General features: G+C 69.9%; 21 protein-coding genes. 8 read left to right on the top strand and 13 right to left on the bottom strand.

What is annotated here, in order from left to right; translation table 11 throughout:
* The first annotated feature begins 86 nt into the window (after nucleotides 1-86).
* The 4 genes from ACFY0U_RS29925 to ACFY0U_RS29910 all read left to right on the top strand — a co-directional run bounded on the left by ACFY0U_RS29925 (nucleotide 87) and on the right by ACFY0U_RS29910 (nucleotide 3,257).
* Nucleotides 87-1,169, top strand: a complete 1,083-nt coding sequence (locus tag ACFY0U_RS29925; RefSeq protein WP_388641112.1) for a tartrate dehydrogenase — start codon at nucleotides 87-89, stop codon at nucleotides 1,167-1,169.
* 150 nt (nucleotides 1,170-1,319) lie between these two features.
* On the top strand, nucleotides 1,320-1,688 hold the full coding sequence (locus ACFY0U_RS29920; protein ID WP_388641110.1) for an STAS domain-containing protein: 369 nt from the start codon (nucleotides 1,320-1,322) through the stop codon (nucleotides 1,686-1,688).
* A gap of 61 nt (nucleotides 1,689-1,749) precedes the next feature.
* Entirely contained in the window at nucleotides 1,750-2,493 is a 744-nt protein-coding gene (locus ACFY0U_RS29915; protein WP_388641108.1) for an ANTAR domain-containing protein, read from the top strand.
* Nucleotides 2,490-3,257, top strand: coding sequence for a GAF domain-containing protein (locus ACFY0U_RS29910; protein WP_388641106.1), 768 nt, complete (start codon nucleotides 2,490-2,492; stop codon nucleotides 3,255-3,257). Before ACFY0U_RS29915 ends, ACFY0U_RS29910 begins: the two co-directional genes overlap by 4 nt.
* A 470-nt stretch (nucleotides 3,258-3,727) precedes the next feature.
* On the opposite strand, the gene ACFY0U_RS29905 is transcribed toward ACFY0U_RS29910, so the two are convergent.
* From ACFY0U_RS29905 to ACFY0U_RS29895, 3 genes are all read right to left on the bottom strand, one after another.
* Nucleotides 3,728-4,327: a hypothetical protein gene (locus ACFY0U_RS29905; protein WP_388641104.1), complete on the bottom strand. Its 600-nt coding sequence runs from the start codon at nucleotides 4,325-4,327 to the stop codon at nucleotides 3,728-3,730.
* Between the two features lie 113 nt (nucleotides 4,328-4,440).
* Nucleotides 4,441-4,821 (bottom strand): toxin Doc, encoded by a 381-nt coding sequence (locus ACFY0U_RS29900; protein ID WP_388641102.1) that lies wholly within the window; start codon nucleotides 4,819-4,821, stop codon nucleotides 4,441-4,443.
* Entirely contained in the window at nucleotides 4,821-5,060 is a 240-nt protein-coding gene (locus ACFY0U_RS29895; RefSeq protein WP_388641100.1) for a hypothetical protein, read from the bottom strand. Before ACFY0U_RS29895 ends, ACFY0U_RS29900 begins: the two co-directional genes overlap by 1 nt.
* Before the next feature lie 110 nt (nucleotides 5,061-5,170).
* On the opposite strand from ACFY0U_RS29895, the gene ACFY0U_RS29890 reads away from it, so the two are divergent.
* On the top strand, nucleotides 5,171-5,725 hold the full coding sequence (locus ACFY0U_RS29890; RefSeq protein WP_388641099.1) for a hypothetical protein: 555 nt from the start codon (nucleotides 5,171-5,173) through the stop codon (nucleotides 5,723-5,725).
* Between the two features lie 17 nt (nucleotides 5,726-5,742).
* On the opposite strand, the gene ACFY0U_RS29885 is transcribed toward ACFY0U_RS29890, so the two are convergent.
* Nucleotides 5,743-6,333, bottom strand: coding sequence for a TIGR03086 family metal-binding protein (locus ACFY0U_RS29885; RefSeq protein ID WP_388641097.1), 591 nt, complete (start codon nucleotides 6,331-6,333; stop codon nucleotides 5,743-5,745).
* 62 nt (nucleotides 6,334-6,395) lie between these two features.
* Here ACFY0U_RS29885 and ACFY0U_RS29880 point away from each other — a divergent pair, with 62 nt between their 5' ends.
* Nucleotides 6,396-7,211, top strand: a complete 816-nt coding sequence (locus ACFY0U_RS29880; protein ID WP_388641095.1) for a DUF6597 domain-containing transcriptional factor — start codon at nucleotides 6,396-6,398, stop codon at nucleotides 7,209-7,211.
* A gap of 94 nt (nucleotides 7,212-7,305) precedes the next feature.
* A complete protein-coding gene (locus ACFY0U_RS29875) occupies nucleotides 7,306-8,430 on the top strand; it encodes a hypothetical protein (RefSeq protein ID WP_388641094.1) in 1,125 nt (374 codons plus the stop codon).
* A 63-nt stretch (nucleotides 8,431-8,493) separates the two neighbouring features.
* On the opposite strand, the gene ACFY0U_RS29870 is transcribed toward ACFY0U_RS29875, so the two are convergent.
* The 9 genes from ACFY0U_RS29870 to ACFY0U_RS29830 all read right to left on the bottom strand — a co-directional run bounded on the left by ACFY0U_RS29870 (nucleotide 8,494) and on the right by ACFY0U_RS29830 (nucleotide 21,412).
* On the bottom strand, nucleotides 8,494-10,614 hold the full coding sequence (locus ACFY0U_RS29870; RefSeq protein WP_388641092.1) for a PQQ-dependent sugar dehydrogenase: 2,121 nt from the start codon (nucleotides 10,612-10,614) through the stop codon (nucleotides 8,494-8,496).
* Nucleotides 10,615-10,818: 204 nt separating this feature from the next.
* Nucleotides 10,819-11,982 carry a sugar phosphate isomerase/epimerase family protein gene (locus ACFY0U_RS29865; RefSeq protein ID WP_388641091.1) on the bottom strand — a complete coding sequence of 388 codons (1,164 nt, stop codon included), beginning with the start codon at nucleotides 11,980-11,982 and terminating at the stop codon, nucleotides 10,819-10,821.
* Nucleotides 11,983-12,150: 168 nt separating this feature from the next.
* Entirely contained in the window at nucleotides 12,151-13,320 is a 1,170-nt protein-coding gene (locus ACFY0U_RS29860; RefSeq protein ID WP_388641089.1) for an inositol-3-phosphate synthase, read from the bottom strand.
* 536 nt (nucleotides 13,321-13,856) lie between these two features.
* Nucleotides 13,857-14,864 carry a sugar phosphate isomerase/epimerase family protein gene (locus ACFY0U_RS29855; RefSeq protein ID WP_388641087.1) on the bottom strand — a complete coding sequence of 336 codons (1,008 nt, stop codon included), beginning with the start codon at nucleotides 14,862-14,864 and terminating at the stop codon, nucleotides 13,857-13,859.
* 31 nt (nucleotides 14,865-14,895) lie between these two features.
* On the bottom strand, nucleotides 14,896-16,110 hold the full coding sequence (locus ACFY0U_RS29850; protein ID WP_388641086.1) for a Gfo/Idh/MocA family protein: 1,215 nt from the start codon (nucleotides 16,108-16,110) through the stop codon (nucleotides 14,896-14,898).
* Nucleotides 16,111-16,178: 68 nt separating this feature from the next.
* Nucleotides 16,179-17,228, bottom strand: a complete 1,050-nt coding sequence (locus tag ACFY0U_RS29845) for a substrate-binding domain-containing protein (protein WP_388641084.1) — start codon at nucleotides 17,226-17,228, stop codon at nucleotides 16,179-16,181.
* A 102-nt stretch (nucleotides 17,229-17,330) separates the two neighbouring features.
* On the bottom strand, nucleotides 17,331-18,359 hold the full coding sequence (locus ACFY0U_RS29840; protein ID WP_388641083.1) for an ABC transporter permease: 1,029 nt from the start codon (nucleotides 18,357-18,359) through the stop codon (nucleotides 17,331-17,333).
* Nucleotides 18,356-19,879: a sugar ABC transporter ATP-binding protein gene (locus ACFY0U_RS29835; RefSeq protein ID WP_388641081.1), complete on the bottom strand. Its 1,524-nt coding sequence runs from the start codon at nucleotides 19,877-19,879 to the stop codon at nucleotides 18,356-18,358. Before ACFY0U_RS29835 ends, ACFY0U_RS29840 begins: the two co-directional genes overlap by 4 nt.
* 351 nt (nucleotides 19,880-20,230) lie before the next feature.
* Entirely contained in the window at nucleotides 20,231-21,412 is a 1,182-nt protein-coding gene (locus ACFY0U_RS29830; protein WP_388641079.1) for an ROK family transcriptional regulator, read from the bottom strand.
* A gap of 335 nt (nucleotides 21,413-21,747) precedes the next feature.
* On the opposite strand from ACFY0U_RS29830, the gene ACFY0U_RS29825 reads away from it, so the two are divergent.
* The gene (locus tag ACFY0U_RS29825) at nucleotides 21,748-21,918 is read left to right on the top strand and encodes a DUF5670 family protein (protein WP_045563097.1); all 171 of its coding nucleotides are present in this window, start codon (nucleotides 21,748-21,750) and stop codon (nucleotides 21,916-21,918) included.
* Nucleotides 21,919-21,997: the final 79 nt, after the last annotated feature.

The raw sequence follows: 21,997 nt of genomic DNA, 5'->3' as shown, positions 1-21,997 counted from the left end.
GTATCGGAAGCAGGTCTTGGACGGGACACGGCACAACTGGGTTGACTCGAAGCCGTCGAAGCAGCAGACGTCACCGGAGGCTCCTCGTGACCCCACCCCGCACTTTCCGTATCGCCGCCATCCCCGCCGACGGGGTCGGCGCCGAGGTCGTGGCCGCCGGCCGCGCCGTACTGGACGCGCTGGCCGCGGACTCCCAAGGGGCGTTCGCCTTCGAGTGGCAGGAATTCCCCTGGGGCTGCGAGTACTACGAGCGCACCGGCAAGATGATGGACGACGACGGCCTGGAGCAGCTCAAGCCCTTCGACGCCATCTACTTCGGCGCCGTCGGCTGGCCCAACGTCCCCGACCACATCAGCCTGTGGGGCCTGCGCCTGAAGATCTGCCAGAACTTCGACCAGTGGGCCAACGTCCGCCCCGTGCACTTCCTGCCCGGGGTGCGCAGCCCCCTGCGCAAGGCCGACGACACCGAGCTGGACTGGGTCGTCGTCCGCGAGAACAGCGAGGGCGAGTACGCCGGACTGGGCGGTCGCAACCTCGGCGGCCGCGGGCCGGGCGGTGAAGTCGCCGTCCAGTCGGCCCTGTTCACCGAGGTGGGCTGTGAGCGGATCATGCGGTTCGCCTTCGACCTGGCCCGTACGCGCAGCCGTCGCAAGGTCTCGTCGGTGACGAAGAGCAACGCGCAGCAGTACGGCATGGTCCTGTGGGACGACGTGTTCAAGCGCGTCGCGCTGGACTACCCGGACGTGGAGACGGAGAGCGTCCTGGTCGACGCGATGTCCGCGAGGTTCGTGCTGAAGCCGGAGGACCTCTCGGTCGTCGTCGCCTCCAACCTCAACGCCGACATCCTCTCCGACCTCGGCAGCGCCCTGGCCGGCAGCCTGGGCCTGGCCGCCAGCGCCAACCTCAACCCCGAACGCCGCTTTCCCAGCATGTTCGAGCCGGTCCACGGCTCCGCGCCGGACATCGCCGGGCAGGGCCTGGCCAACCCGATCGGCGCGGTGGGCAGTGCGGCCCTGATGCTGGACCACTTCGGCCTCCCCGACCAGGCGGCCCGACTCAACAAGGCGATCGAGACGACCACGGCGGCCGGCATCCTCACCCGCGACGTCGGCGGCACGTCCTCCACGGATGAGGTCACCAAGGCGCTCATCGACGCGCTCAACGCCTGACCTGGCTCCAGGCCGCCCGTCGTGCGTGGTGCGGCAGTACGCTGGCCGCACGGCCGCCCTTGACCCCGGCCCTCTCCGTGTAGCTCCGTCCCGCGCAACAGAGGCCCTGCGCCAGGCGAATCCGATTCATGACGGAAGAGATGGGGTCGCATGTGCCCGCATCCGGGTCTGTTCGACGAGTGCCGAGTGGTCCGGCCGAGGGGTGAGCTGGACCTGATGACCGCGTCGGCCTTCGCGCGTGACCTGGCGAGCGCCCGCCACGGCAGCGGACGGCTGTTCCTGATCGTCGATCTGAGGGGCGTGTCCTTCGTGGACGGAAGCGTCCTGTCCCCGCTGTGCGCGGCCTGGGACGACTGCCGAGGCAGGGGTGGGTGGATACGGGTCGTCCACACCCTCCCGGGGCCGGGGATCGTGTTCCGGGCCGCCGGCCTGCTGACGCGTTTCCCCCGGTACGCCAGTGTCGGCGATGCCCGGCAGGGCGTACCCGCCGATGATCCGGCGAGGGCCCGGGACACGTGATGTACTGCGGTGTCCGGGCGGCACCCCGCCCCTCGGAGCCCCGCCCGCTGCGGAACGGAGCATGGTGATCAGCGAGGGCATGGCCGAGGTCCTGCGCTCACTGCGTCTGAGCGGGGTGAACGGTGTCGCGCAGGCGTCCGTGCGGGCTCTGGGCGCCGAAGGGGTCGCCCTGTCGCTGTTGGTGGGCGCGAGCCGGATGGTGGAGCCGCTGTGGTGCCATCCGGCGCTGAGCGCGCGGTTCGAGGAGCTCCAGTTCACCCTGGGCGAGGGCCCGGGACACGACGCGATCCGCACCGGCTCGCCCGTGCTGGAACCGGACCTGGCCCGGGTCCGTCCCGAGCGGTGGCCCGCGCTGCTGCCCGCCGCGCGGGACATGGACGTACGCGGTGTGTGCTGTTTCCCGCTGGGTATCGGGGCCATCCGCGTCGGCGTCCTGACCGTGCTGTGCGCCCCGGACCGGCTTCCGAACGATCAGCAGTACGCCGACGCCGCCGCCCTGGCCGCCGCCCTGACCGTGGCCTGCCTGGACGAGAAGCGACCGGACCGGCGGAACAGCGACACCCCCGACCCCGGCGTGACCGTGCCGCAGACGTCCTCTCTGCACCGCGCCGCCGTGCACCAGGCCACGGGCATGGTCAGTGTCCAGCTGGGCGTCTCCATGGAAGTCGCTCTACTGCGGCTGCGGGCTCACGCCTACGCCGGCGGCCGTCCCCTCGGCGAAGTGGCGCAGGACGTGGTGGCCCGGCGGCTCCGATTCAACGACGATATGAGCGGGCCGAATTCGCCCGACGGTGGAAAGGGATGATCGGCATGGCCCGCGAACGACGTCTGGCCGAGATCTTCGTGGAAGTCGCTGACTCCCTCGTCGAGGATTTCGACGTCATCGACCTTCTGCACCGCCTGTCCACCCGCTGCGTCGAGCTCCTCGACGTGTCGGCGGCCGGAATCCTGCTCGCGGACGCGCACGGTGAGCTCCAGATCATCGCCGCCTCCGACGAACACACCCGCCTGCTGGAGCTCTTCGCGCTCCAGCACGACCAGGGCCCCTGCGTCGAGTGCTACCGCACCGGCGCCCCCCGCACCAACATCGATCTGACCCTCCCGGAGTCCACCACGAGCTGGCCGAACTTCACGGCACGGGCCCGCGAGACGGGGTACGTGGCCACCCACGCCATCCCGCTGCGGCTGCGCAACCGCGTCGTCGGCGCCCTCAATCTCTTCCAGACCACCCCGCACCACCTCGGCGACGACGACATCGCCCTCGCCCAGGCACTGGCCGACGTGGCCACCATCGCCATCCTCCAGCAGCGCACCCTGGAGCAGTCGCACGTCGAGAACAGCCAGCTGGAGAACGCGCTGACCTGCCGGATCCTGGTCGAGCAGGTCAAGGGCGTGCTCGCGGAACGCTGGAACACCTCCGTCGACGACGCCTTCGCCGCGTTCCGGATCTACGCCCGCGCCCGCCACCTGCGTCTGTCGGACCTCGCCGCCCAGATCATCTCCGGCGGCTTCGACACCTCGACCATCCCGGCCCCGGTACCGGACCGGCCCGGGGGCCACCCCGGCTGACCGCCGCTCCGCCGACGGCGGCACGCGTAGGCGACATCTGGATACGTCCGGTACCGGTTCCTACGGTCGCCGTCCGGGTTCGTCCGAACCGGACGGCGACCGTCGAAGGCTCCTTCGCGCGTCCGATTCCCCCTCTTGGCGCGCGTTCGGGAGCCAGGTACCCCGCGTCGGACCGTGCGACGGCGCGCGGGAGCACCGCGCAGGTCTCGCGACGAAGGGAAGCAGCGGCAAGGGCACGAGATGAACGCAGGGCCCGACCGGAGGACACGGCCGGTTGCTCTGCGGGGGCTGCGAATCGGTCCTTGCCCGGGATCACGGGGCACGGGCAGCTTTCGGGCTGCCGAACGATGTGCGTTCCTGCGGTCTTCCACGGGCGACCGGACACCGTCAGCCTATGTGCGTGAACGCAGGGTGAGAACCCCCTGGCGCTCGCTCGCCTTCGTCATCGCGCCCGGGCAACGGAGCGACGCTTATCGCAGGACCGGCCGGTTGGCGGACGTGTACTCGTCCGCGACGCTGAAGACGCTGGCACAGCGCGGACATTCCGCTTTGCCGAAGAGGTGGGCGATCCCGTCGGCGAGGACCTCCTGACCGTCGCGGACAGCGATCTGATGCATCCATCGGCTGGTTCCGGTGAGGTCCTCGGCGGCCGCCGGCCGCAGGTCCCGTCGCAACCCCTCGCCCCCGTCCCACGTCTCCGAGTAGCACCCGAAGCCGCCGATGACGATCGTCACCGCCACGCCACAGTGGGGACAGTCCACGTGATTGATGTCGTCCTCGAAGCCCTCCAGAGCGTTGGCCCAGTGGTACTCCTCCTCGACAGCCAGCAGGGCGCGGAAGGACCCGAGGTAGTCGGCCGGTCGTGACCGCAGGTGCCGGTCCAGCACCACACCGAATTCCGCGATCGCGCCGGCGCAGTCCGCCAGCAGATCATCACAGCCGTGCCGTCCGGCTGCGCGCTCCAGGATCTTCCCGGCCAGGCCGCGTGCCTCCGCGCTGCGTGGTGCGAGGCGCACCAGGCGCGGCAGGGCGGCGAAACCGGCGGGGAACACCAGGTCATGCTCCAGCACGAGCCGCCGTCCCAGCTCTTGCCACGCTTCTGTGTCGTCCTGGCGTTCCACCCGCTCCAAAAGCTCTGGAACGCGATCGACCTCGAACCTGCTGTCGTGCATCCGCGCCCTGGTCAGATCTTCCAGGAGCGCAGTCGGTCCGCGACCTCGGGAACGCGCAGGCGGGTGTCGCGGATCTTGCGCACGAGGTCGGACAGGGCGCCGTACGGCGGGTCGATGCCCTCGCCGGACTGGCTCATGTACTGGGCGGTGACGAAGGCGGCATACAGGCCGTTGCGGTACGGGAGGGGCTCGAGGCGGACGATGGTGTGCATGAGCGCCGCGGCCCGCCATGCGGCGTCCGGGTCGGCGGCCTGAAGGGTGGGCAGCTTGGTCTTGTGCCGGGCGACCGCGGCGACCAGGGCGGAGTAGTCCGCGACGGACATGTCCTCACCATTGCCGAGGGCCGCCTCCTGGACGTCGAGGAGCCAGGAGACGTCGATGTGCAGATGCATCAGGCGGCCGTGGCTCCGCCCGGGCGCTCGGCGGGGGGTACTTCGTCGGGGAAGGCGTCGTCGAACTCCCCGCGCAGCCGGTCGGCCCACTGACTCGCACCCGTGATGAACTGCCTGCGCTGCATCTCACGGACACCGAGATCGTGCAGATACTGCTTGAGGCTCTTGCCGTCGGCGGCCGCGGCCGCGCGCACGCCCTCTAGCTCTTCGTCGGTGAACGACACGTTCAGGGATGGCATACACCCGATGGTACCTAGTAGGTGCCTACCGTGCGAGGGGATCCGACGAGAGGTGCACCGGCTGACGAGTTGGGTGAATTCGGCGCGCTGCCGGGCCTAGGATCTTGGTCATGTTCAGATCAGGGGTGGGGTTTCTCGCGTTGTTCGGGCTCGGCTGGTGGCTGCTGGGCTCAAGCGCGTTCGACGGGTTGACGCGGCAGGTTCTGATCGCAGTCGGCTGTGCCGTCGCGGTGGCGCTGATGTTGGCCGCGCGCCGCTTCCTGCCCAGGTCGGCAGGGGGAGCCTTCCCCGTTGACCGACGTCGGCGGTTCAACCAGATCAACGGACTCCAGTGGCTGTTGATCATCGTGATCGCCGCGGTCTGCCGTCAGGTCGGCGAGCCGGTGCTCATTCCTCCCCTGGTCGCGGTCGTCGTAGGGCTCCACTTCCTGCCGCTGGCGGCGGTGTTCGAACAGCCCCGACTGCGCGTACCGGCGGCCTTGTTGGTCGCTTCCGGTACGGCGGGCATGACCGTGTGGGTGGCGAACGCCCCGGACGAGACCGTTCGCCTGGTAGTGGGCCTGACGTCCGCGCTCTCCCTGTGGGGCATGGCGATATGGACAGTCGCGGGAACGGCGTCCGCTGTCAGGCAAGGTGCAGGACACAGCGGATCTGGCGGCGCGTGACCATAGTCGTCCAGAGACTATTTGCCGTACGGGTCCCTGCCGGTCCGAGCCAGGAGCCGCTCGAACGCCGACGCGCCCTCGGCCTCCGGTACGGGCTCCCCGAACACCCCCATTTTCCTGGCCGTCGGCGCGAGCTCGTCCACCGCGCCGGACAGTTCCGCCACGACCGCTTCATCCGCACCCGGGTAGTCCTGGCCTGTCGCCCGCGCCAGATCCCAGACGTGCACGGTCAGATCGAGCAGGGCCATCGAGCCGACCAGCCGCGCGGGCATGTTCATCGCGCCGGTCGTCCCCTCCTCCGCGCCGGGCACGGTCCAGGCCGCCACCAGCCGGTCCGCCTCGTCCACGAGCCGCTCACGCCACTCAGGACTCCCGGTGACCCGGTCGGGCGTCTCACCGAAGTCCGACGCCTCCTTCGCGGCCAGCCGCTGGAACTGCACGATCACCTGGAAGAGGTGATTGACCAGGGCCTTCACGTCGTACTCGGCACACGGTGTGGGAGCGGACAGAGCCGCGTCCGGGATGCCCCGGAGCACCGGAACCGCCCTCTCCCGCGCCATGCCCAGCAGCTCACCGATGCCGTACGTCCGCACAGAATTCGTGTCCATGCACCGACCGTAGGCGCGGCCACCCCTGCCCCTCTTGAAGAAACGCGACATACGATCCCCTCATGGCCGCACCCCGCCGCGACACCCGCGGGATCGTCGACCCGTCCGGGCTGCTGACCCGCGTGCGGTTCCGCCGCCACGAGCCCGCCGAGCCGCTGCGCCGCTACGTCGAGTGGTACTGGCTCATCGACTGGGACCTGCCCGCGCCGTACGCCTCCCATGTCGTCCCGCACCCCTCGGTCCACCTCACCTTCCAGTGGGAGGAGGACGAGGGCCCGCCCTGCGGGGAGCTCACCGGCGTCGCGCTCGGCCTGTACACCCGCAAGCTGACCGGTCGGGGCCGGGTGTGCGGAGTGAAATTCCGGCCCGGTGCCTTCCGCCCCTACGCACCACAGGAACCGGTGTCGCACTGGACCGGCCGCGTGCTGGCCGCGCAGGACGTGTTCCCGCGGATCACCCAGGACACCGCCCGCTCGGTCATCACTCCCCCCGACGACCGCGCCCGCGTCGCCGTCCTCGACGCCTTCCTGCTCTCCCTCGACCCCGTCCCCGATCCGCAGGCCGACCTCGCCACGGACCTCGTCCAGCGCATCCGGGCCGACCGCACGGTCCGCCGCGTCAGCGACTTCGCCCGCGCGGAGGGCCTCTCCGTGCGGGCGCTGCAACGGCTCTTCTCCGCGTACGTCGGTGTCAGCCCCAAGTGGGTCCTCCTCCGTTACCGCATCCACGAAGCCCTGGAACAGGCAGGCACCCGCAGCGACATCGACTGGGCCGCCCTGGCCGCCGACCTCGGCTACGCCGACCAGGCCCATCTCGTACGGGACTTCACCGCCACGGTGGGCGTCACCCCCACCGCCTACGCACAGGCCGCGCGCTAGCCACGCACCCTCGTGCACCGTGCGAAAGCGACCTCGTGGCACCAGCCCTTACGGGAAGCCACCCGTGCCACCGCAGCACGCCACGGTCTGACAGATGTCAGGGGCCCACACCCGGATATGCTGTCGCTTCGGTTTTGGGGAGCGGGGGGCAGCCATGATCGGTAGCAGCGACGCCGTCTGTCAGGTCCCGGTGCCACCGCGTTTGGGTGTTGTCACCGATCTGACGCCAGTACGTGAGGGCGATCGGTGCATCTGGCTGGCGTTGAGCGAGGACGGCACGATCAGTCGGTGGGATATCGCTGCCGGTCGTCATGAGGCTGTCGGGGCCACCGCCGTTGCGGCGGAAGACGGCCGCGAGACGTGGAACGACCGCACGCTCCGCAGGCACCTGCATGCCTCCCACGACGGCATGTTCGCCGCGGTGGTCAACGACTACGGCCGCTTCGGCGAGGTGATCGACCTCCGGACCGGCGAGGTCACTCTGGACCTGGACAACCAGGGTGACAACGAAGAGACGGTGCCGTTCTCCCTGGCGTTCGCCCGGCGTCGTGGGCGTTGCGTGGTGGTCCACCGCACGGACTGGAACCGCCTGGATGTGTCGGACCCGCAGACGGGCGAGTTGCTGACCGACCGCGAGCTCCCCGCGCAGGAAACCGCGGACGCCGTGCCGGAGCACGACCTCGACTACTTCCACGGCGCACTGTATGTGAGCCCTGACGGGAAACGGATCCTGGACGACGGCTGGATGTGGCACCCCATCGGGATCCCCGCGGTGTGGGATCTCGACCCATGGTTCGAAGGCAACGTCTGGGAGTCCGAGGACGGTCCGAGCCGGGTCGATGTCTGCGACCGCGGCGACTACTGGGATCACGCCATGACCTGGATCGACTCGGTCCGGGTCGCCGTCGAGGGCCTTGGCGACGACGGCGGTGCCATGAGGCCTGGGGCACGGATATTCGACACGAGCCGAACTGCTGTAAGTGGACAGTGGCGGACACCGACGGCCGTGGAACTGCTGGCGTTCGAAGGACCGACCGGGCCCTTCTTCAGCGATGGCACGCACCTGTTCACTGGTGGTGACAGCGGTCTGTCGATATGGGATCCGACCGCGGGGAAGCTCCTGGGCGCCGTTCCCGGCTTCTCCCCCACCAACTACCACCCCGGTGCCCGGCAGTTCGTCGAGCTCGCCGACGGCGTGGCCCGTCTGTGGACCGCATGACCGGTTGTGCCGCGGCAGCGGGGCGCCACCAGGTGGCGCCCCGCTGTGGTGTGTCGCGTCCGGTCAGTCGGCCGGTGTCAGTGCGACCTCGGCACTGCCCGAGAGGGACGGCAGGCCGGCCGGGGGCGTGTCCGTGTAGGTGGCGTTGAAGACCGCCTTGAGGTTGTCCGAACCGGAGTGACCGCCGTCCACGAAGGTCACGAACGATCCGGAGCAGCCGTTGCTCGTGGAGAGCGGGTGGCCGTGCGAGTCGTGGCCGAGGATGAACGAGACGCTGACCTTGGAGCAGTCCACCGGCTGGTCGTCGGTGACGGTGACCTGCCAGGTGACCGTGTCGCCCCAGTGGAACGGTGTGCCGCCGTGCGGGGCCGGGTCGGTGGTCAGTGAGACGGTGGGCGCCTTGTTGCCGACCACGACGGAGACGGAGGCGGAGGCCGAACGCCCGGTGCTGTCGGTGACCTTCAGCGTGGCGTCGTAGACGGCGTTGTCGGTGAAGGTGTGCTTCGGGTTCGCCTCCCGGGAGTCCACGGTGCCGTTGGCGTCGAAGTCCCAGGCGTAGCGCAGGGCGTCACCGTCGGCGTCCTTGGTGCCGGCGCTGGAGAACTGGACCGTCAGCGGGCTGGTGCCGTTGACCACGTCCGCGGCGACCTTGGGCTCCGGGGTGCGGTTGCCGCGCGTGAAGTCGATGCGGGAGAGCTGGGCCTCGGGCAGTTCGGCGAAGTAGCCGGTGCCGTACTCCAGGACGTACAGCGCGCCGTCGGGGCCGAACTCCGCGTCGATCGGGCCGTCCGTGGTGATCGAGGGGATCGCGTCCTCGATCTTCAGGACCTCGTTCTTCTTGCCGAGGGTGATGGCCTTCATCTGGTCGCGGGTCCACTCGTAGAAGAGCGGCTTGCCGTCGAAGTACTGGGGCCAGCGGTTCTGGGCCTTGTTGCGCTTGTCGTAGCTGTACACCGGGCCGCCCATGGGGCCGATGCCGCCCGTGCCGAGTTCGGGGAACTCCGCGGAGGCTCCGTAGCCGTAGACGATCTCGGAGTCCTCGACCGGGGGCAGCTCGCTGCGGCCGGTGTTGTGGCGCGAGTCGTTGACCGGCTTGGCGCAGTTGAAGGCGCCGCTGGAGGTCTGGGTGGCGAAGTCGTAGTCCTGGTACGGCATGTCCGGGGTCACGCAGAACGGCCAGCCGTAGTTGGCGGGGCGGTCGATGACCATCCAGCGCCCCTGGCCTGCGGGGCCGCGGCCCGGGTTGGCGGTGTTGGCGTCGGGCGAGTAGTCGCCGACGTAGACCTCGCCGGTCTTGTCGTCCACGGCGAAGCGGAACGGGTTGCGCAGGCCCATGGCGTAGATCTCGGGGCGGGTCTTCGCGGTGCCCGGCGCGAAGAGGTTGCCCTTCGGTATGGAATAGCCGCCGTTGGGCTTGGTCTTGATGCGCAGGACCTTGCCGCGCAGGTCGTTGGTGTTGCCCGCGGTGCGCCGCGCGTCGTAGGCGGGGTTGCGGTCGGCGCGGTCGTCGATCGGGGCGTAGCCGTCGGAGGAGAACGGGTTGGAGTCGTCTCCGGTGGACAGGAACAGGTTGCCCTTGCCATCGAAGTCGATCTTGCCGCCGACGTGGCAGCAGATGCCGCGGTCGGCCGGCACGTCGAGGATCTTCTGCTCGGTGGCGTAGTCGAGCTTGTTTCCCACGAGCTTGAACCGCGACAGCCGGGTCACGCCCTTGTACTTGGCGAAGTCGGCGGCGGTGCCGAACTGCGGGGCGTCGCCCTCGTTGACGCCCGCGGTGGCCGGGTCGTCCACGGGGGTGTTCAGGCGGGGCGAGTAGTAGAGGTAGACCCAGTGGTTCTTGGCGAAGGCGGGGTCGATGGCGATGCCCTGTACGCCTTCCTCGTCGTGCTGGTAGAGGCCTGCGGGGCTCTTCTTCAGGTCGGCGGCGAGGAAGTTCACGCCGCTCTTGGGGTCGTGGATGCGGACCTCTCCGGTGCGCGCGGTGTGCAGCACCCGTCGGTCGGGCAGGACGGCCAGGGCCATGGGCTCGCCGGGGCGGTCGTTGAGGGTGACCTTCTGGAAGTCCGACGCGGCCGGCGGTGCGGGGTCCGGTTTGGCGGCTTGGGCCGGGGAGAGCGGCGTGAGCCCGATGGCTCCGGCCAGCGCAGCCGCCCCCACGAGGGTGACGATCCGTCTGTTACGCACTCAGAACTCCTTTGGTCTGGCCAGCGGGTGAAGTGCCAGGCGAAATGCGTGAGTTGGACGCTAGGACGCACACTTTCAACTCGTCAAGGACAAAGTTTCAACCTTTTCGAGGAAAGTCCGTCCTGAGCTTTTCGGTCTTTTCGGGCATGTCCGGGGACCCGCCCGGCGCCAAGGCGCCAGGCGGGCACGGCGGGTGATGCTCCGTCAGTGGCGGGCGCGCAGGGCCGCGAGGTTGTCGTAGCCGATGCGGGCGAAGTCCAGGGACTGACCGGGCACGCTCGCGCTCGGTGCGTTGTCCTGCTCGACCATCGGGTTGTGGTAGTTCTTCGCCCCCACCCGGGTGAAGAACTTCCGGTAGTCGATGTCGCCCGTGCCGAACGGCACCATGTCGTAGCCCAGGCCGCTCTGGAGGTTGACGACGCCGTCCTTGGCGTGGAAGAGCGGGAAGCGGTTGGTGTTGCGGACCACGAGTGCGGCCGGGTCGAAGACGTCCTTGCGCTGTGAGCCGTCGTGGGCGGTGTACGTGTGGAACTTGTACTGGGCCACGTGCGCCCAGAAGACGTCCAGCTCCAGATAGACGCTCTTGCGGTCCGTCGTCTTCAGGAAGTACTCCAGCTTGCGGATGCCGGAGCTGCGGGTCGGCCGGCCCTGGGCGTCGAGCGGGCCGCCGTCGAGCAGGAAGTCGTAGGCGCTGTCGTGGTTGTGGGTGTAGAGCTTGATGCCCTCGCGGCGGGCGATGGCGCCCAGGGTATTCCACTTCTTCGCGGCGACGTCCCAGTCGGCCCGGTAGGGGGTGTTGGTGGGGTCGGCGCCGGTGCCCATGTGCTCCATGCCGAGGATGTTGGATATCTCCAGCCAACGCTTGAAGGTGTCCAGGTCGGACGGCGTCAGGGGCCAGGACGGCGGGATGAAGCCGTGGCTGCCCTGCGCCCGCAGCCCGTACTCGTCGAGCCAGGAGCGCAGAAGCTTCGCGCCCTGGACGGTGCCCAGGTCGGCGCCGCCGGGCGCGTTGGCGTGCTGGCCGTAGCCGGCGAACTCCACCTGGCGGTAGCCGAAGCGCGACAGCTGCTTGAACACCTCGCGGAAACCGGAGGGCAGGTCGGAGGCCAGCGGGTCGCGGCCGACCGCGTCCCGGACGGTGTAGAGGATGATGCCGCGCTTGTGCGGCGGGACCAGCGCGGAACGGCCCCGGTCATGGCCGGCGGCTGCGGATCTGTCCTGCGCCAGGGCGGGTGTGGCGCCGAAGACCGGGGCGGCGATCGCCGCGCCGGTGACGGCCGTGCAGGTGGTGAGGAAACGGCGGCGGCTGACGCCGAGGGTGCGGCGCAGGGCGTCGCTGGTGACGGCTTCGTCGTTGAACGCGGTCACAGGGTTCTCTCTTTCGTTGTCACGGTGCTGCGGATGCCTGGCGGCTGCCGTCTCGAACGAGGCGGGAGAGCCGCGGGAGAAGGGACTTCACTTCGGTGGCCGCGACGCGGCCGGGCACTGCACGCGGGGGGTGGCCGTCGAGGGTTCAGCGGAGCGGGAGGGAGCGGGTCACTGTGCCGCCCGCAGGCGGTCGGCGAACGACAGCAGGGCGGTGAACTGCTCCGAGAGGCCGGCGGGGCCCGCGTCGGGGTCCTTGAAGTAGAAGCCCAGTTCCGGGAGCGGTCCGGACAGGCCCGCCTCGTGGGCGCGGGCGACCAGGCGGGCCAGGTCCAGCACGAGCGGTGCGGCCAGGGCCGAGTCGCAGCCCTGCCAGATGGTCTGGAGGATCATGCGCGAGCCGAGGAAGCCGTCGAAGGCGATGTGGTCCCAGGCGGTCTTCCAGTCGCCGAGCACCGGCACGTCGTCGATGTGCACCTCACCCTGCGGTGCGTGTCCGAGGGTTTCGGTCAGGACGCGTTCCTTGCCGGCGTTCTTCGCCGCGGCCGCGCCGGGGTCGGCCAGTGCCGCCCCGTCGCCTCCACCCAGCAGATTGGTGCCGGACCAGGCCCTCACCCGCAGGGCGCGCTGGACGAACATCGGGGCGAGCGCGGCCCGTAGCAGCGTCTGGCCGGTCTTGCCGTCGCGGCCCGCGTGGGGCAGCCCGCCGGCCGCGGCGGCGTCCGCGAGGGCCGGGGTGCGCAGCCCGGTGGACGGTGTGAAGTTGACGTATGGGCAGCCGGCTCGCAGGGCCGCGGCCGCGTAGAGGGAGCTGGGCGGCAGGCGTACGGCGTCGGGTGCGGGCAGGGGTTCCGTGGAGGAGACGTTGATGACGACGACCCGTGCCAGTGCGTTGCGCACGCGGAAGGAGGTGAGGTCGGCGGCGAAGTCGGTGATGAGTTCCTCGTCGCCGCGCGGGTCGTCCGGGAGCGGGCCGCCCGGCCGTATCTCCTCGTCCGCGGCCTGGAGTTCGGCGCGTACGGCGGGGGCGAGGCCGTGCGGCAGGACGCCGGCGTCGGTGAGGTGTTCGGCGCGCTTGGGCAGCGGGCAGTGGGCGGTGTCGTGGCCGCCGAAGACGAGTGCGGCCAGGGGCGGCAGGCCGGTGCCGTCGAACGGTGGTGTCTCGGTGACCATGCCGGTCGGCGGATGGAGTTGGGCGGTGACCGCCGCGCATCCGGCGACGGCGGTGGTGGCCACCGATCCGCGGGCTCCGACGAACCAGACACCGGTGCGTGCGGTGCGTGCGTCGGTCTGGGGCTCCGATGCTGTGCGGTCGTTGTTCACGGGCTGCCTCCCTGCCATGTCGAGGTTCCGATGTGGTGTGGAGGACGGTGGGAGGAGGCTCGGGGGCCTCCCGTCCACCGCCGGCATTGGGGCGGCTTTGGCCGCGGCCCAGGAGGGCTTCTCCCGGTTCGGCGCGGTTACGGCGTGCGCGTGGGCGGCGAGGTGCCGTCGTGGGGAAATGCGGGATGTCTGGGGGCTCTTGGCCCTGCGCCGTGCAGGGCCGTCCTCCGTTGCCGGTCGCACGAGCCGTGCGCCGCGCGACCTGAATGCGCCGTCAGTCTCGGACCACTGTGTGGTTCCTGTGCACGAAGGGACCGTAGCCCCGTTCGTCCTTGACCGGAACCCTTCGCGCACCGAAGACGACGAACTTTTTCCTTGATCAGGACAAAGTGGTGTCAGGGCAGCCCGGACCGGCCCGGTGGCTCTCCCACCACCGGGTACCGATCTGACCAGCTCTCAACAGGTCAGGAAGGCAGCTGGAGTTCGTCGGCGCCCCAACTACCGCGACGGCACCGTCGAAGACCGACGGCGTGTCACATCCTCGGTGCGGAGCGCTAGTTGTCGCCGCCCGCGAAGGCTGCGTCGAAGGACGCCGAAGGCGGGTCGAAGTCGAACCGCTTCAGATGGGCGAGCGCACGCGGCGCACCGACGAGGCGGTCCATGCCGGCGTCCTCCCACTCCACGGAGACGGGCCCGCCGTAGCCGATCGAACGCAGCATCCGGAACACGTCCTCCCAGGGGACGTCACCGTGCCCGGCGGACACGAAGTCCCAGCCGCGCCGCGGGTCGCCCCAGGGCAGATGGGAACCGAGCCGCCCGTTGCGGCCGTCGAGCCGCTTGCGGGCCTCCTTGCAGTCGACGTGATAGATCCGGTCCTTGAAGTCGTACAGGAAGCCGACCGGGTCCAGGTCCTGCCAGACGAAGTGGCTGGGGTCGAAGTTGAGCCCGAAGGCCGGCCGGTGGTCCACCGCCTCCAACGCACGCTGTGTGGTCCAGTAGTCGTAGGCGATCTCGCTCGGATGGACCTCGTGGGCGAAACGGACACCCTCGCTGTCGAACACGTCCAGGATCGGGTTCCAGCGGTCGGCGAAGTCCTCGTAGCCGCGGTCGATCATCCGTTCCGGTACCGGCGGGAACATCGCCATCAGGTGCCAGATCGACGATCCGGTGAAGCCGACGACCGTGTCGACGCCGAAGGCCGCCGCGGCCCGCGCCGTGTCCTTGATGTCGGCCGCGGCCCGCCGGCGCACCCCCTCCGGCTCACCGTCGCCCCAGATACGGGCGGGCAGGATGCCCTGGTGCCGCTCGTCGATGGGGTGGTCGCACACGGCCTGGCCGACGAGATGGTTGGAGATGGCCCAGCACTTCAGGCCGTACTTCTCCAGCAGGGCGTGCCGGCCGGCCAGGTAGGACGGATCGGCGAGCGCCTTGTCGACCTCGAAGTGGTCGCCCCAGCAGGCGAGTTCGAGGCCGTCGTAGCCGAACTCGGCGGCCAGCCGGCAGACCTCCTCCAACGGCAGATCGGCCCACTGACCGGTGAACAGGGTGAACGGGCGTGGCATGGTGCCTCCGAGCGGGGTTCCTGGCGGCTCTCTAGCGGACTTCGGCCTCGACGGCCTGGACAGGGGTGTAGACGGAGTTCTTCTGTGCGCTCTCCTCCACCGCGGCGAGCACCCGCTGCACCTGGAGACCGTCGGCGAACGACGGCATCGGGTCGGTGCCGGACGCGATGGCCTCGACCAGGTCGCGGGCCTGGTGGGCGAAGGTGTGCTCGTAGCCGAGCGCATGGCCCGGCGGCCACCAGGCCTCCAGGTAGGGGTGTTCGGCCTCGGTGACGACGATCCTGCGGAAGCCCGCCGTGGCGGCGGGCTCCCGGTGGTCGTGGAAGGAGAGTTCGTTGAGCCGCTCCAGGTCGAAGGCGAGCGAACCGGACTCGCCGTTGATCTCCAGTCGCAGGGCGTTCTTTCGCCCCGAGGCCATCCGGGTCGCCTCGAACACGGCGAGCGCGCCCGAGGCGAGCCGGCCGGTGAAGACGGCCGCGTCGTCGACCGTCACCGGGCCGTGCTGGGTGCCGCCGGAAGCGGTCAGGCCCGAGGAGGCACCGTCGAGGCGGGGGCGGTGCTTGACGAAGGTCTCCATCTGGGCGGAGACACCGACCAGCACCTCCCCCGCCAGGTACTGCGCGAGGTCGACGATATGCGCGCCGAGGTCGCCGAGCGCCCCCGACCCCGCGTGCTCCCGCTCAAGCCGCCAGGTCAGCGGGAAGCCGGGGTCGACCAGCCAGTCCTGGAGGTAGCTGATCCGCACGTGGCGCAGCGTGCCGAGCCGGCCGTCGGCGATGAGCCGACGGGCGAAGGCGAGGGCGGGCACCCGCCGGTAGTTGAAGCCCACCATGGCCAACTGCCCGCGTGAGCGGGCCGCTTCGGCTGCCGCGGTCATGGCCTCCGCCTCGGCGACCGAATTGGCCAGCGGCTTCTCGCACAGCACGTGCTTGCCCGCCTCCAGCGCGGCGATCGCGATCTCGGCGTGGCTGTCGCCCGGTGTGCAGATGTCGACGAGCTGGACGTCGTCGCGGACGATGAGGGCGCGCCAGTCGGTCTCCGTCGCGGCCCAGCCGTGCTTGTCGGCCGCGGCCCGCACGGCGTGCGCGTCGCGGCCGGCGATCGCGGCCAGGACCGGCCGCAGCGGCAGGTCGAACACGTGCCCAACGGTGCGCCACCCTTGTGAGTGCGCGGCGCCCATGAACGCGTAGCCGACCATGCCCACGCCGAGTGCCGGCGGTGCGGACCGACTGTCCCTCTGTTCCATACGGATTCCTCCTCGTCGGAGTGTCACTGACTTTTCGCTGTGTTCGCGGGGCGCGCGGCCCGGGCCGGTCAGATGAAGCCGGTCGGCAGGTACTGGTCGACGTTGTCCTTGGTGACCACGGCCGAGTAGAGGGTCAGCGAGGACGGGATCTCGAACTCGGCGAGGCCGCCGACGCCCTTGCCCTGGCCGAGCACCCGGGCGAGATCGATGGCGGAGGCGGCCATCGTCGGCGGGTACAGGACGGTCGCCTTGAGCACGCTGTCGCCGGCCTTGATGGCGTCCATCGCGGACTTGGCGCCCGCGCCGCCGACCATCAGGAAGTCGTCGCGCCCGGCCTGCTCGATGGCGCGCAGCGCGCCGACGCCCTGGTCGTCGTCGTGGTTCCACAGCGCGTCGAACTTCGGCTGGGCCTGGAGGAGTTGGGCCATCTTGGCCTGCCCGGACTCCACGGTGAAGTCGGCCGCCTGGCGGGCCACTTTCTTGATGTTGGGGTAGTTCTTCAGCGCGTCGTCGAAGCCCTTGGTGCGCTGCTGGGTCAGTTCGAGGTTGTCGAGGCCGGCGAGTTCAACGACCTTGGCGTTCTTCGTGTCCTTGAGCTGTTCGCCGATGTAGTGGCCGGCGTTGAGGCCCATGCCGTAGTTGTCGCCGCCGATCCAGCAGCGGTAGGCCTGCGGGGAGGCGAAGACGCGGTCCAGGTTGACGACGGGGATGCCCGCCCGCATGGCCTGGAGGCCGACCTGGGTGAGGGCCTTGCCGTCGGCGGGCAGGATCACCAGGACGTCGACCTTCTTGTTGATCAGGGTCTGGATCTGGCCGATCTGCTGGGCGGTGTCGTTGGAACCCTCGGTGATCTCCAGGGTGACGTCCGAGTACTTCTTCGCACGGGACTTGGCGTTGTCGTTGATGGCGTTGAGCCAGCCGTGGTCGGCCTGCGGTCCGGCGAAGCCGATGGTGACGGCCTTGCCCGGCTTGTCGTCGGCGACCGGGGCGGCGTTGTCCTTCGCCCCTTCCTGGTTCTTGGGCTCATTGCTGGTGCAGGCCGTCAGCAGCGCGCCGGCGGAGACGGCCGCGGTGCCGAACAGCAGGGCTCTGCGGCTCGTGGCGGGGGTTCTTGCCATGGTGGATCGACCCTTCGACTGGGCGGGTGTGCGTCAGATGGGGGCTGTGGGGTGCCGGACGGCGGTGTCAGGGGCCGCCGTCCGGCGGTGTGCGGTACGGCGTCAGGTGTCGCCGTGCAGCGAGCGGCGCTGGACCAGGACGGCGGCGACGATGATGGCGCCCTTCGCGATCTGCTGGACGGCCGTCTCGAGGTTGTTCAGGGCGAAGATGTTGGTGATCGTGGTGAAGATCAGGACCCCGAGGACGGAGCCGATGATGGTGCCGCGGCCGCCGCTGAGCAGGGTGCCTCCGATGATCGCGGCCGCGATCGCGTCCAGCTCGTAGAGGTTGCCGTTGGTGTTCTGGCCCGAGCCCGCGAGCACGATCAGCATGAACGCGGCGATGCCGCAGCACAGCCCGGACAGCAGGTAGAGGTAGAGGCGCTGGCGGCGGACGTCGATGCCGGCGAGCCGGGCGGCCTCCGCGTTGCCGCCGACCGCGACGGTGCGGCGGCCGAAGGTGGTGCGGTTGAGCAGCAGCCAGCCGATGACGGTGACCGCGGCGAAGATCAGGACAAGGGGCGGGATGCCGAGGACGTAGGAGTCCCTGGTACCGAGATCGAGCACCGATTCGACACTCACGACCTGGGTGCTGCCATCCGTGATCTGCAACGCCAGGCCGCGGGCGGAGGCGAGCATGGCCAGCGTCGCGATGAACGGCACCATCCGGCCGTAGGCGATCAGCAGACCGTTCACGAGTCCGCAGCCCACACCGACGATCACGGCGGTGAAGAGGATGCCGGCGAAGCCGAACTCCTGGGTCGCCACGGTCGTCGCCCACACCGAGGCGAGCGCCACCATCGCGCCGACCGACAGGTCGATCCCGCCGCTGGTGATGACGAAGGTCATGCCGACGGTGACGACACCGATCACGGACGCCTGGGTGAGGACGAGTTGGAGATTGCTCGTCGCCAGGAACTCGTCCGGCGCGGTGATCCCGCCGACCAGGATCAGTGCGGCGAGGACGCCGAGCAGGGACAGTGTGCGCACGTCCCACCGCAGCACGGGTCGGCGTGAACTGCCTTGGCCCCCCGCGGACTTGGCGGCGGACGTCGGCGCTTCCTTCTGGGGCGCGGTGGCCGGCTGCGTCATGGCGTCGGGCTCCCTTCCATCACAAGATCGAGTACACGGTGCTCGTCGAGCTCCCGGGCGTCCGCGGTGTGCACGACGCTGCCTTCCCGCAGCACCAGCACCCGGTCGGCGAGTCCCAGGACCTCGGGCACCTCACTGGACACGAGAAGTACGGCCAGGCCCTCGTCGGCCAGCCGGCGAATCACGGCGTAGAGCTCCGCCCGGGCGCCGATGTCGACGCCCCTGGTCGGCTCGTCCAGCAGCAGCACCTTGCAGCCCCGCAACAGCCACCGTGCGAGGACGGCCTTCTGCTGGTTGCCGCCGGACAGGGTCCTGATCGCGGCGTCGGGATTGTCCGGGCGCAGGGACAGTTCCCGCACCGCCTGATGCGTCGCGGCCCGCTCGGAACGCCGGTCGATCCAGCCCGCGCGGGCGAACCGGGACAGGGTGGAGACCGAGACGTTGCTGCTGACGGACTCCAGCATCAGCAGGCCCTGCGCCTTGCGTTCCTCGGGTGCGAGGCCGATGCCGGCACGGACGGCGGCGCGGACACTTCCCGGGCGCAAAGGGATGCCCTCGACGAGGACCCGGCCGCCGTCGGGCCGGCGAGCCCCGTAGATCGTCTCCAGGATCTCGCTGCGCCCGGACCCGACGAGCCCGGCCAGACCGACGATCTCCCCGGGCCGCAGCTCCAGATCGACGGGCGCGAACTCCCCTCGCCGGGTGAGCCCCTCGACCCTCAGCACCGGTTCCTTCCCCGTCGCGAACCCTGCCTCGGGGCGCTCGGGGAAGACGTACTCCACGTTCCGACCGGTCATCAGAGCGACGACCTCATGGGTCGGCGTCGACTCGGCGGGAAGCCCTCCCGCGACCGAGCGGCCCTCCTTGAGGACCGTGACCCGGTCACCGATGCGCCGGATCTCCTCAAGGCGGTGGGAGATGTAGATGACGGCGACCCCCTCAGCCGTCAGGCCGCCGACGATCCGAAAGAGGTTGTCCACCTCCTCGGGGTCGAGCGCCGCGGACGGCTCGTCCATCACGATCAACCGGACCTCGTGGGACAGTGCGCGGGCCATGGAGACGATCTGCTGCTGCGCCGCGGACAGGTCACCGACGAGTCGCGTCGGGTCGATCTCCGAGTGCCCCAGACGTTCCAGCAACTCCGCGGTCGCCGTACGGGCGGCGGAGCCTCGTACGACGAACCCGGCGGACGTCGGTTCGTGCCCGAGGAAGACGTTCTCCGCGACGGACAGCCCCTCGATCAGGTCGAGTTCCTGGTAGATGGTGGCGATCCCGAGGCGCATGGCGGCGATCGGCGACCCCAGGGTCACTTCCTCGCCCTGCCAGGTGATCTCACCGCTGTCGGGCTGGTGAGCGCCGGCGAGCACTTTGATCAACGTGGACTTTCCGGCTCCGTTCTGACCGAGGAGGCAGTGGACTTCGCCGGCCTGGACCTCGAGGTCCACACCGTCCAGGGCGCGAACGCCCGGGAACGACTTGGTGATTCCGGACATGGTGAGCAGCGGTGATGGTGGTGCCATGAGAAATCCCCTCGGCAGGTGCGGGCCGTGAGCGGGCGGAGCTGGGCAGGGCGGATCGGGTATGTGGGCAGCTCTGGGAAGCCCGGGGCGGCGTGCCGCCGGGGCGTGGGTGCTGGGCAGGGCGGAGCAGGCCTGGTGGCCTGGGGACCGTGCGGTGGTGGGAGCCTGCCGTCGGCACCTCATGCGGTGGATACGGCGGGGCGGTGGTGGTGCGGTAGTTCTATGGGTGCTGCTCTACGGATGTTCTACGGGTATCGCGATGGCGCCATGGAGTTGCGGTGCCGTGGCAGCGAGGCCACCGGGGTGCGGTGGCGCGCGCAGGCGTCCGTTGCCGACCGGGCGGGCAGCGGGTCAGGCGGGTGAGAAGACGTGGTCGCTGATGAGCCGGGCCGCGCCGATCGCTCCGGCCGCCGGTCCCAACTCCCCCAGCACGATCGGCAGATTGCCCGTGGCGAGCGGCAACGACTGCCGGTACACCTGGGTCCTGACGCTGGCCAGCAGCGTGTGCCCGAGCCCGGTCACACCGCCGCCGATCACCACCAGCCCCGGATTGAAGAAACTGACGAGCCCGGCGATGACCTGGCCCAGACGCTTCCCGCCCTCCCGAATCAGCTCCAGGGCCACCGCGTCCCCCGCTGCCGCGGCGGCCGACACGTCTTCGGCCGTCAGCCGCCCGGCCGTGTCCAGCCGCGCGGCAAGCTGCGCCGACTGGCCCTCACGCGCGGCCTGCTCCGCGTCAGCGGCCAACGCGGCACCGCTGAAGTGGGCTTCCAGGCAGCCCCGGTTGCCGCAGGCGCAGGGACGGCCGCCGGGCACGGCCTGGATGTGCCCGATGTCGCCCGCGCTGCCCGTCGTACCGCGGTAGACCTCACCGCCGACGACGATGCCGCAACCGATACCGGTACCGATCTTGACGCAGAGGAAGTCACCCACGGAACGCGCGACGCCCGCGTGCTGCTCCCCCATCGCCATCAGGTTCACGTCGTTGTCGACCATGACCGGGCAGCCCAGTTCCTGACTGAGCGCCTCCCGGACCGGGAACCCGTCCCAGCCCGGCATGATCGGCGGAGCCACCGGAACACCTTCGGGGAAGCGGACCGGCCCCGGCACACCGATGCCGGCGCCGTCGAAGCCCTCCGCGAGCCCCGTCGCCCTCAACTTCGCCGCCATGGACAGGACTTGCTCGAAGACCGCGACCGGGCCCTCGCGTACGTCCATCGGTTGATTCAGATGCCCCAGGACCTCCAACTCCGCGTTCGTCACAGCGACATCGATCGAGGTGGCCCCGATGTCGACACCGAGGAACCGCAGCGTCGGCGCGAGCCGGATGTTGTGCGACCGCCGGCCGCCCCGGGAAGGGGCCAGCCCGTCCGCGACGACCAGCCCCGTCTCCAGCAGCCGGTCCACTTCGACTGCCAGCTTCGAGCGGGACAGGTCCACCAGATCGCCCAGCTGGGCGCGGGAGTTGGACCCGTTGTCACGCAGTAGGCGAAGCAGCCGCGCCTGATGTGCGTTCTCAGGTCGAGCGGTCATCCGTCGCACGATCCCTCCTCTCCCCTCGCCCATGGCCGGGGATCCAGGCGCCTGTCCACCGACTGCACCGTCAGGTTGTTGAGGAGGAACGTAACAACGATTTTCCAGGCTGGGAAGTACTTACGCATGAGTAGGGGTCTTCTTTTTCCACACTCAGGACAAAGTCTCTCGCGTCGATCGCGCCACGTGCCCGATGGCCGGCTACCGGCAGTGGGGTGAGGTGAACGCCGTGGAGAAACCGGGATGAGTGCCCGCATGGACGGTGGAGAAACCAAGGAAATCGACCGTGTGTTCCCGTATTTGCCGGGCACCAGAAGCGACGGAGGTTGATAACTATGGTTCCCCTGCTTCTCGTTCTTCTGCTGGCTCTGATCCTCTTCGGCGCGGGTTTCGCGCTGAAGGCACTGTGGTGGATCGCCGTCATCGTGCTGGTCGTCTGGCTGCTGGGCTTCGTCATGCGCTCCGCGGACACAGGCGGCCGCAGGGGCCGCTGGTATCGCTGGTAACCCCCCACTCAGCAGCATGCCTGTGGGCTCCGGACGTATCCGGAGCCCACAGGCATGCCGGGATCCGGGCCACTGCGCG

Source organism: Streptomyces sp. NPDC001536 (genome assembly GCF_042894505.1).
Taxonomy (GTDB): domain Bacteria; phylum Actinomycetota; class Actinomycetes; order Streptomycetales; family Streptomycetaceae; genus Streptomyces.
The sequence above is the reverse complement of the archived record's forward strand: the minus strand, read 5'-3'. Positions and strand labels throughout refer to the sequence as shown.

Coding starts and splice junctions, on each gene's coding strand:
- ACFY0U_RS29900 (WP_388641102.1), bottom strand. CDS start 4,821: ATGCATCTGCACATCGACGTCTCCTGGCTCCTCGACGTCCAGGAGGCG.
- ACFY0U_RS29915 (WP_388641108.1), top strand. CDS start 1,750: ATGGTGATCAGCGAGGGCATGGCCGAGGTCCTGCGCTCACTGCGTCTG.
- ACFY0U_RS29825 (WP_045563097.1), top strand. CDS start 21,748: ATGGTTCCCCTGCTTCTCGTTCTTCTGCTGGCTCTGATCCTCTTCGGC.
- ACFY0U_RS29885 (WP_388641097.1), bottom strand. CDS start 6,333: ATGGACACGAATTCTGTGCGGACGTACGGCATCGGTGAGCTGCTGGGC.
- ACFY0U_RS29835 (WP_388641081.1), bottom strand. CDS start 19,879: ATGGCACCACCATCACCGCTGCTCACCATGTCCGGAATCACCAAGTCG.
- ACFY0U_RS29850 (WP_388641086.1), bottom strand. CDS start 16,110: ATGGAACAGAGGGACAGTCGGTCCGCACCGCCGGCACTCGGCGTGGGC.
- ACFY0U_RS29845 (WP_388641084.1), bottom strand. CDS start 17,228: ATGGCAAGAACCCCCGCCACGAGCCGCAGAGCCCTGCTGTTCGGCACC.
- ACFY0U_RS29855 (WP_388641087.1), bottom strand. CDS start 14,864: ATGCCACGCCCGTTCACCCTGTTCACCGGTCAGTGGGCCGATCTGCCG.
- ACFY0U_RS29920 (WP_388641110.1), top strand. CDS start 1,320: ATGTGCCCGCATCCGGGTCTGTTCGACGAGTGCCGAGTGGTCCGGCCG.
- ACFY0U_RS29910 (WP_388641106.1), top strand. CDS start 2,490: ATGATCGGCATGGCCCGCGAACGACGTCTGGCCGAGATCTTCGTGGAA.
- ACFY0U_RS29830 (WP_388641079.1), bottom strand. CDS start 21,412: ATGACCGCTCGACCTGAGAACGCACATCAGGCGCGGCTGCTTCGCCTA.
- ACFY0U_RS29880 (WP_388641095.1), top strand. CDS start 6,396: ATGGCCGCACCCCGCCGCGACACCCGCGGGATCGTCGACCCGTCCGGG.
- ACFY0U_RS29895 (WP_388641100.1), bottom strand. CDS start 5,060: ATGCCATCCCTGAACGTGTCGTTCACCGACGAAGAGCTAGAGGGCGTG.
- ACFY0U_RS29860 (WP_388641089.1), bottom strand. CDS start 13,320: ATGGCAGGGAGGCAGCCCGTGAACAACGACCGCACAGCATCGGAGCCC.
- ACFY0U_RS29840 (WP_388641083.1), bottom strand. CDS start 18,359: ATGACGCAGCCGGCCACCGCGCCCCAGAAGGAAGCGCCGACGTCCGCC.
- ACFY0U_RS29875 (WP_388641094.1), top strand. CDS start 7,306: ATGTCAGGGGCCCACACCCGGATATGCTGTCGCTTCGGTTTTGGGGAG.
- ACFY0U_RS29890 (WP_388641099.1), top strand. CDS start 5,171: ATGTTCAGATCAGGGGTGGGGTTTCTCGCGTTGTTCGGGCTCGGCTGG.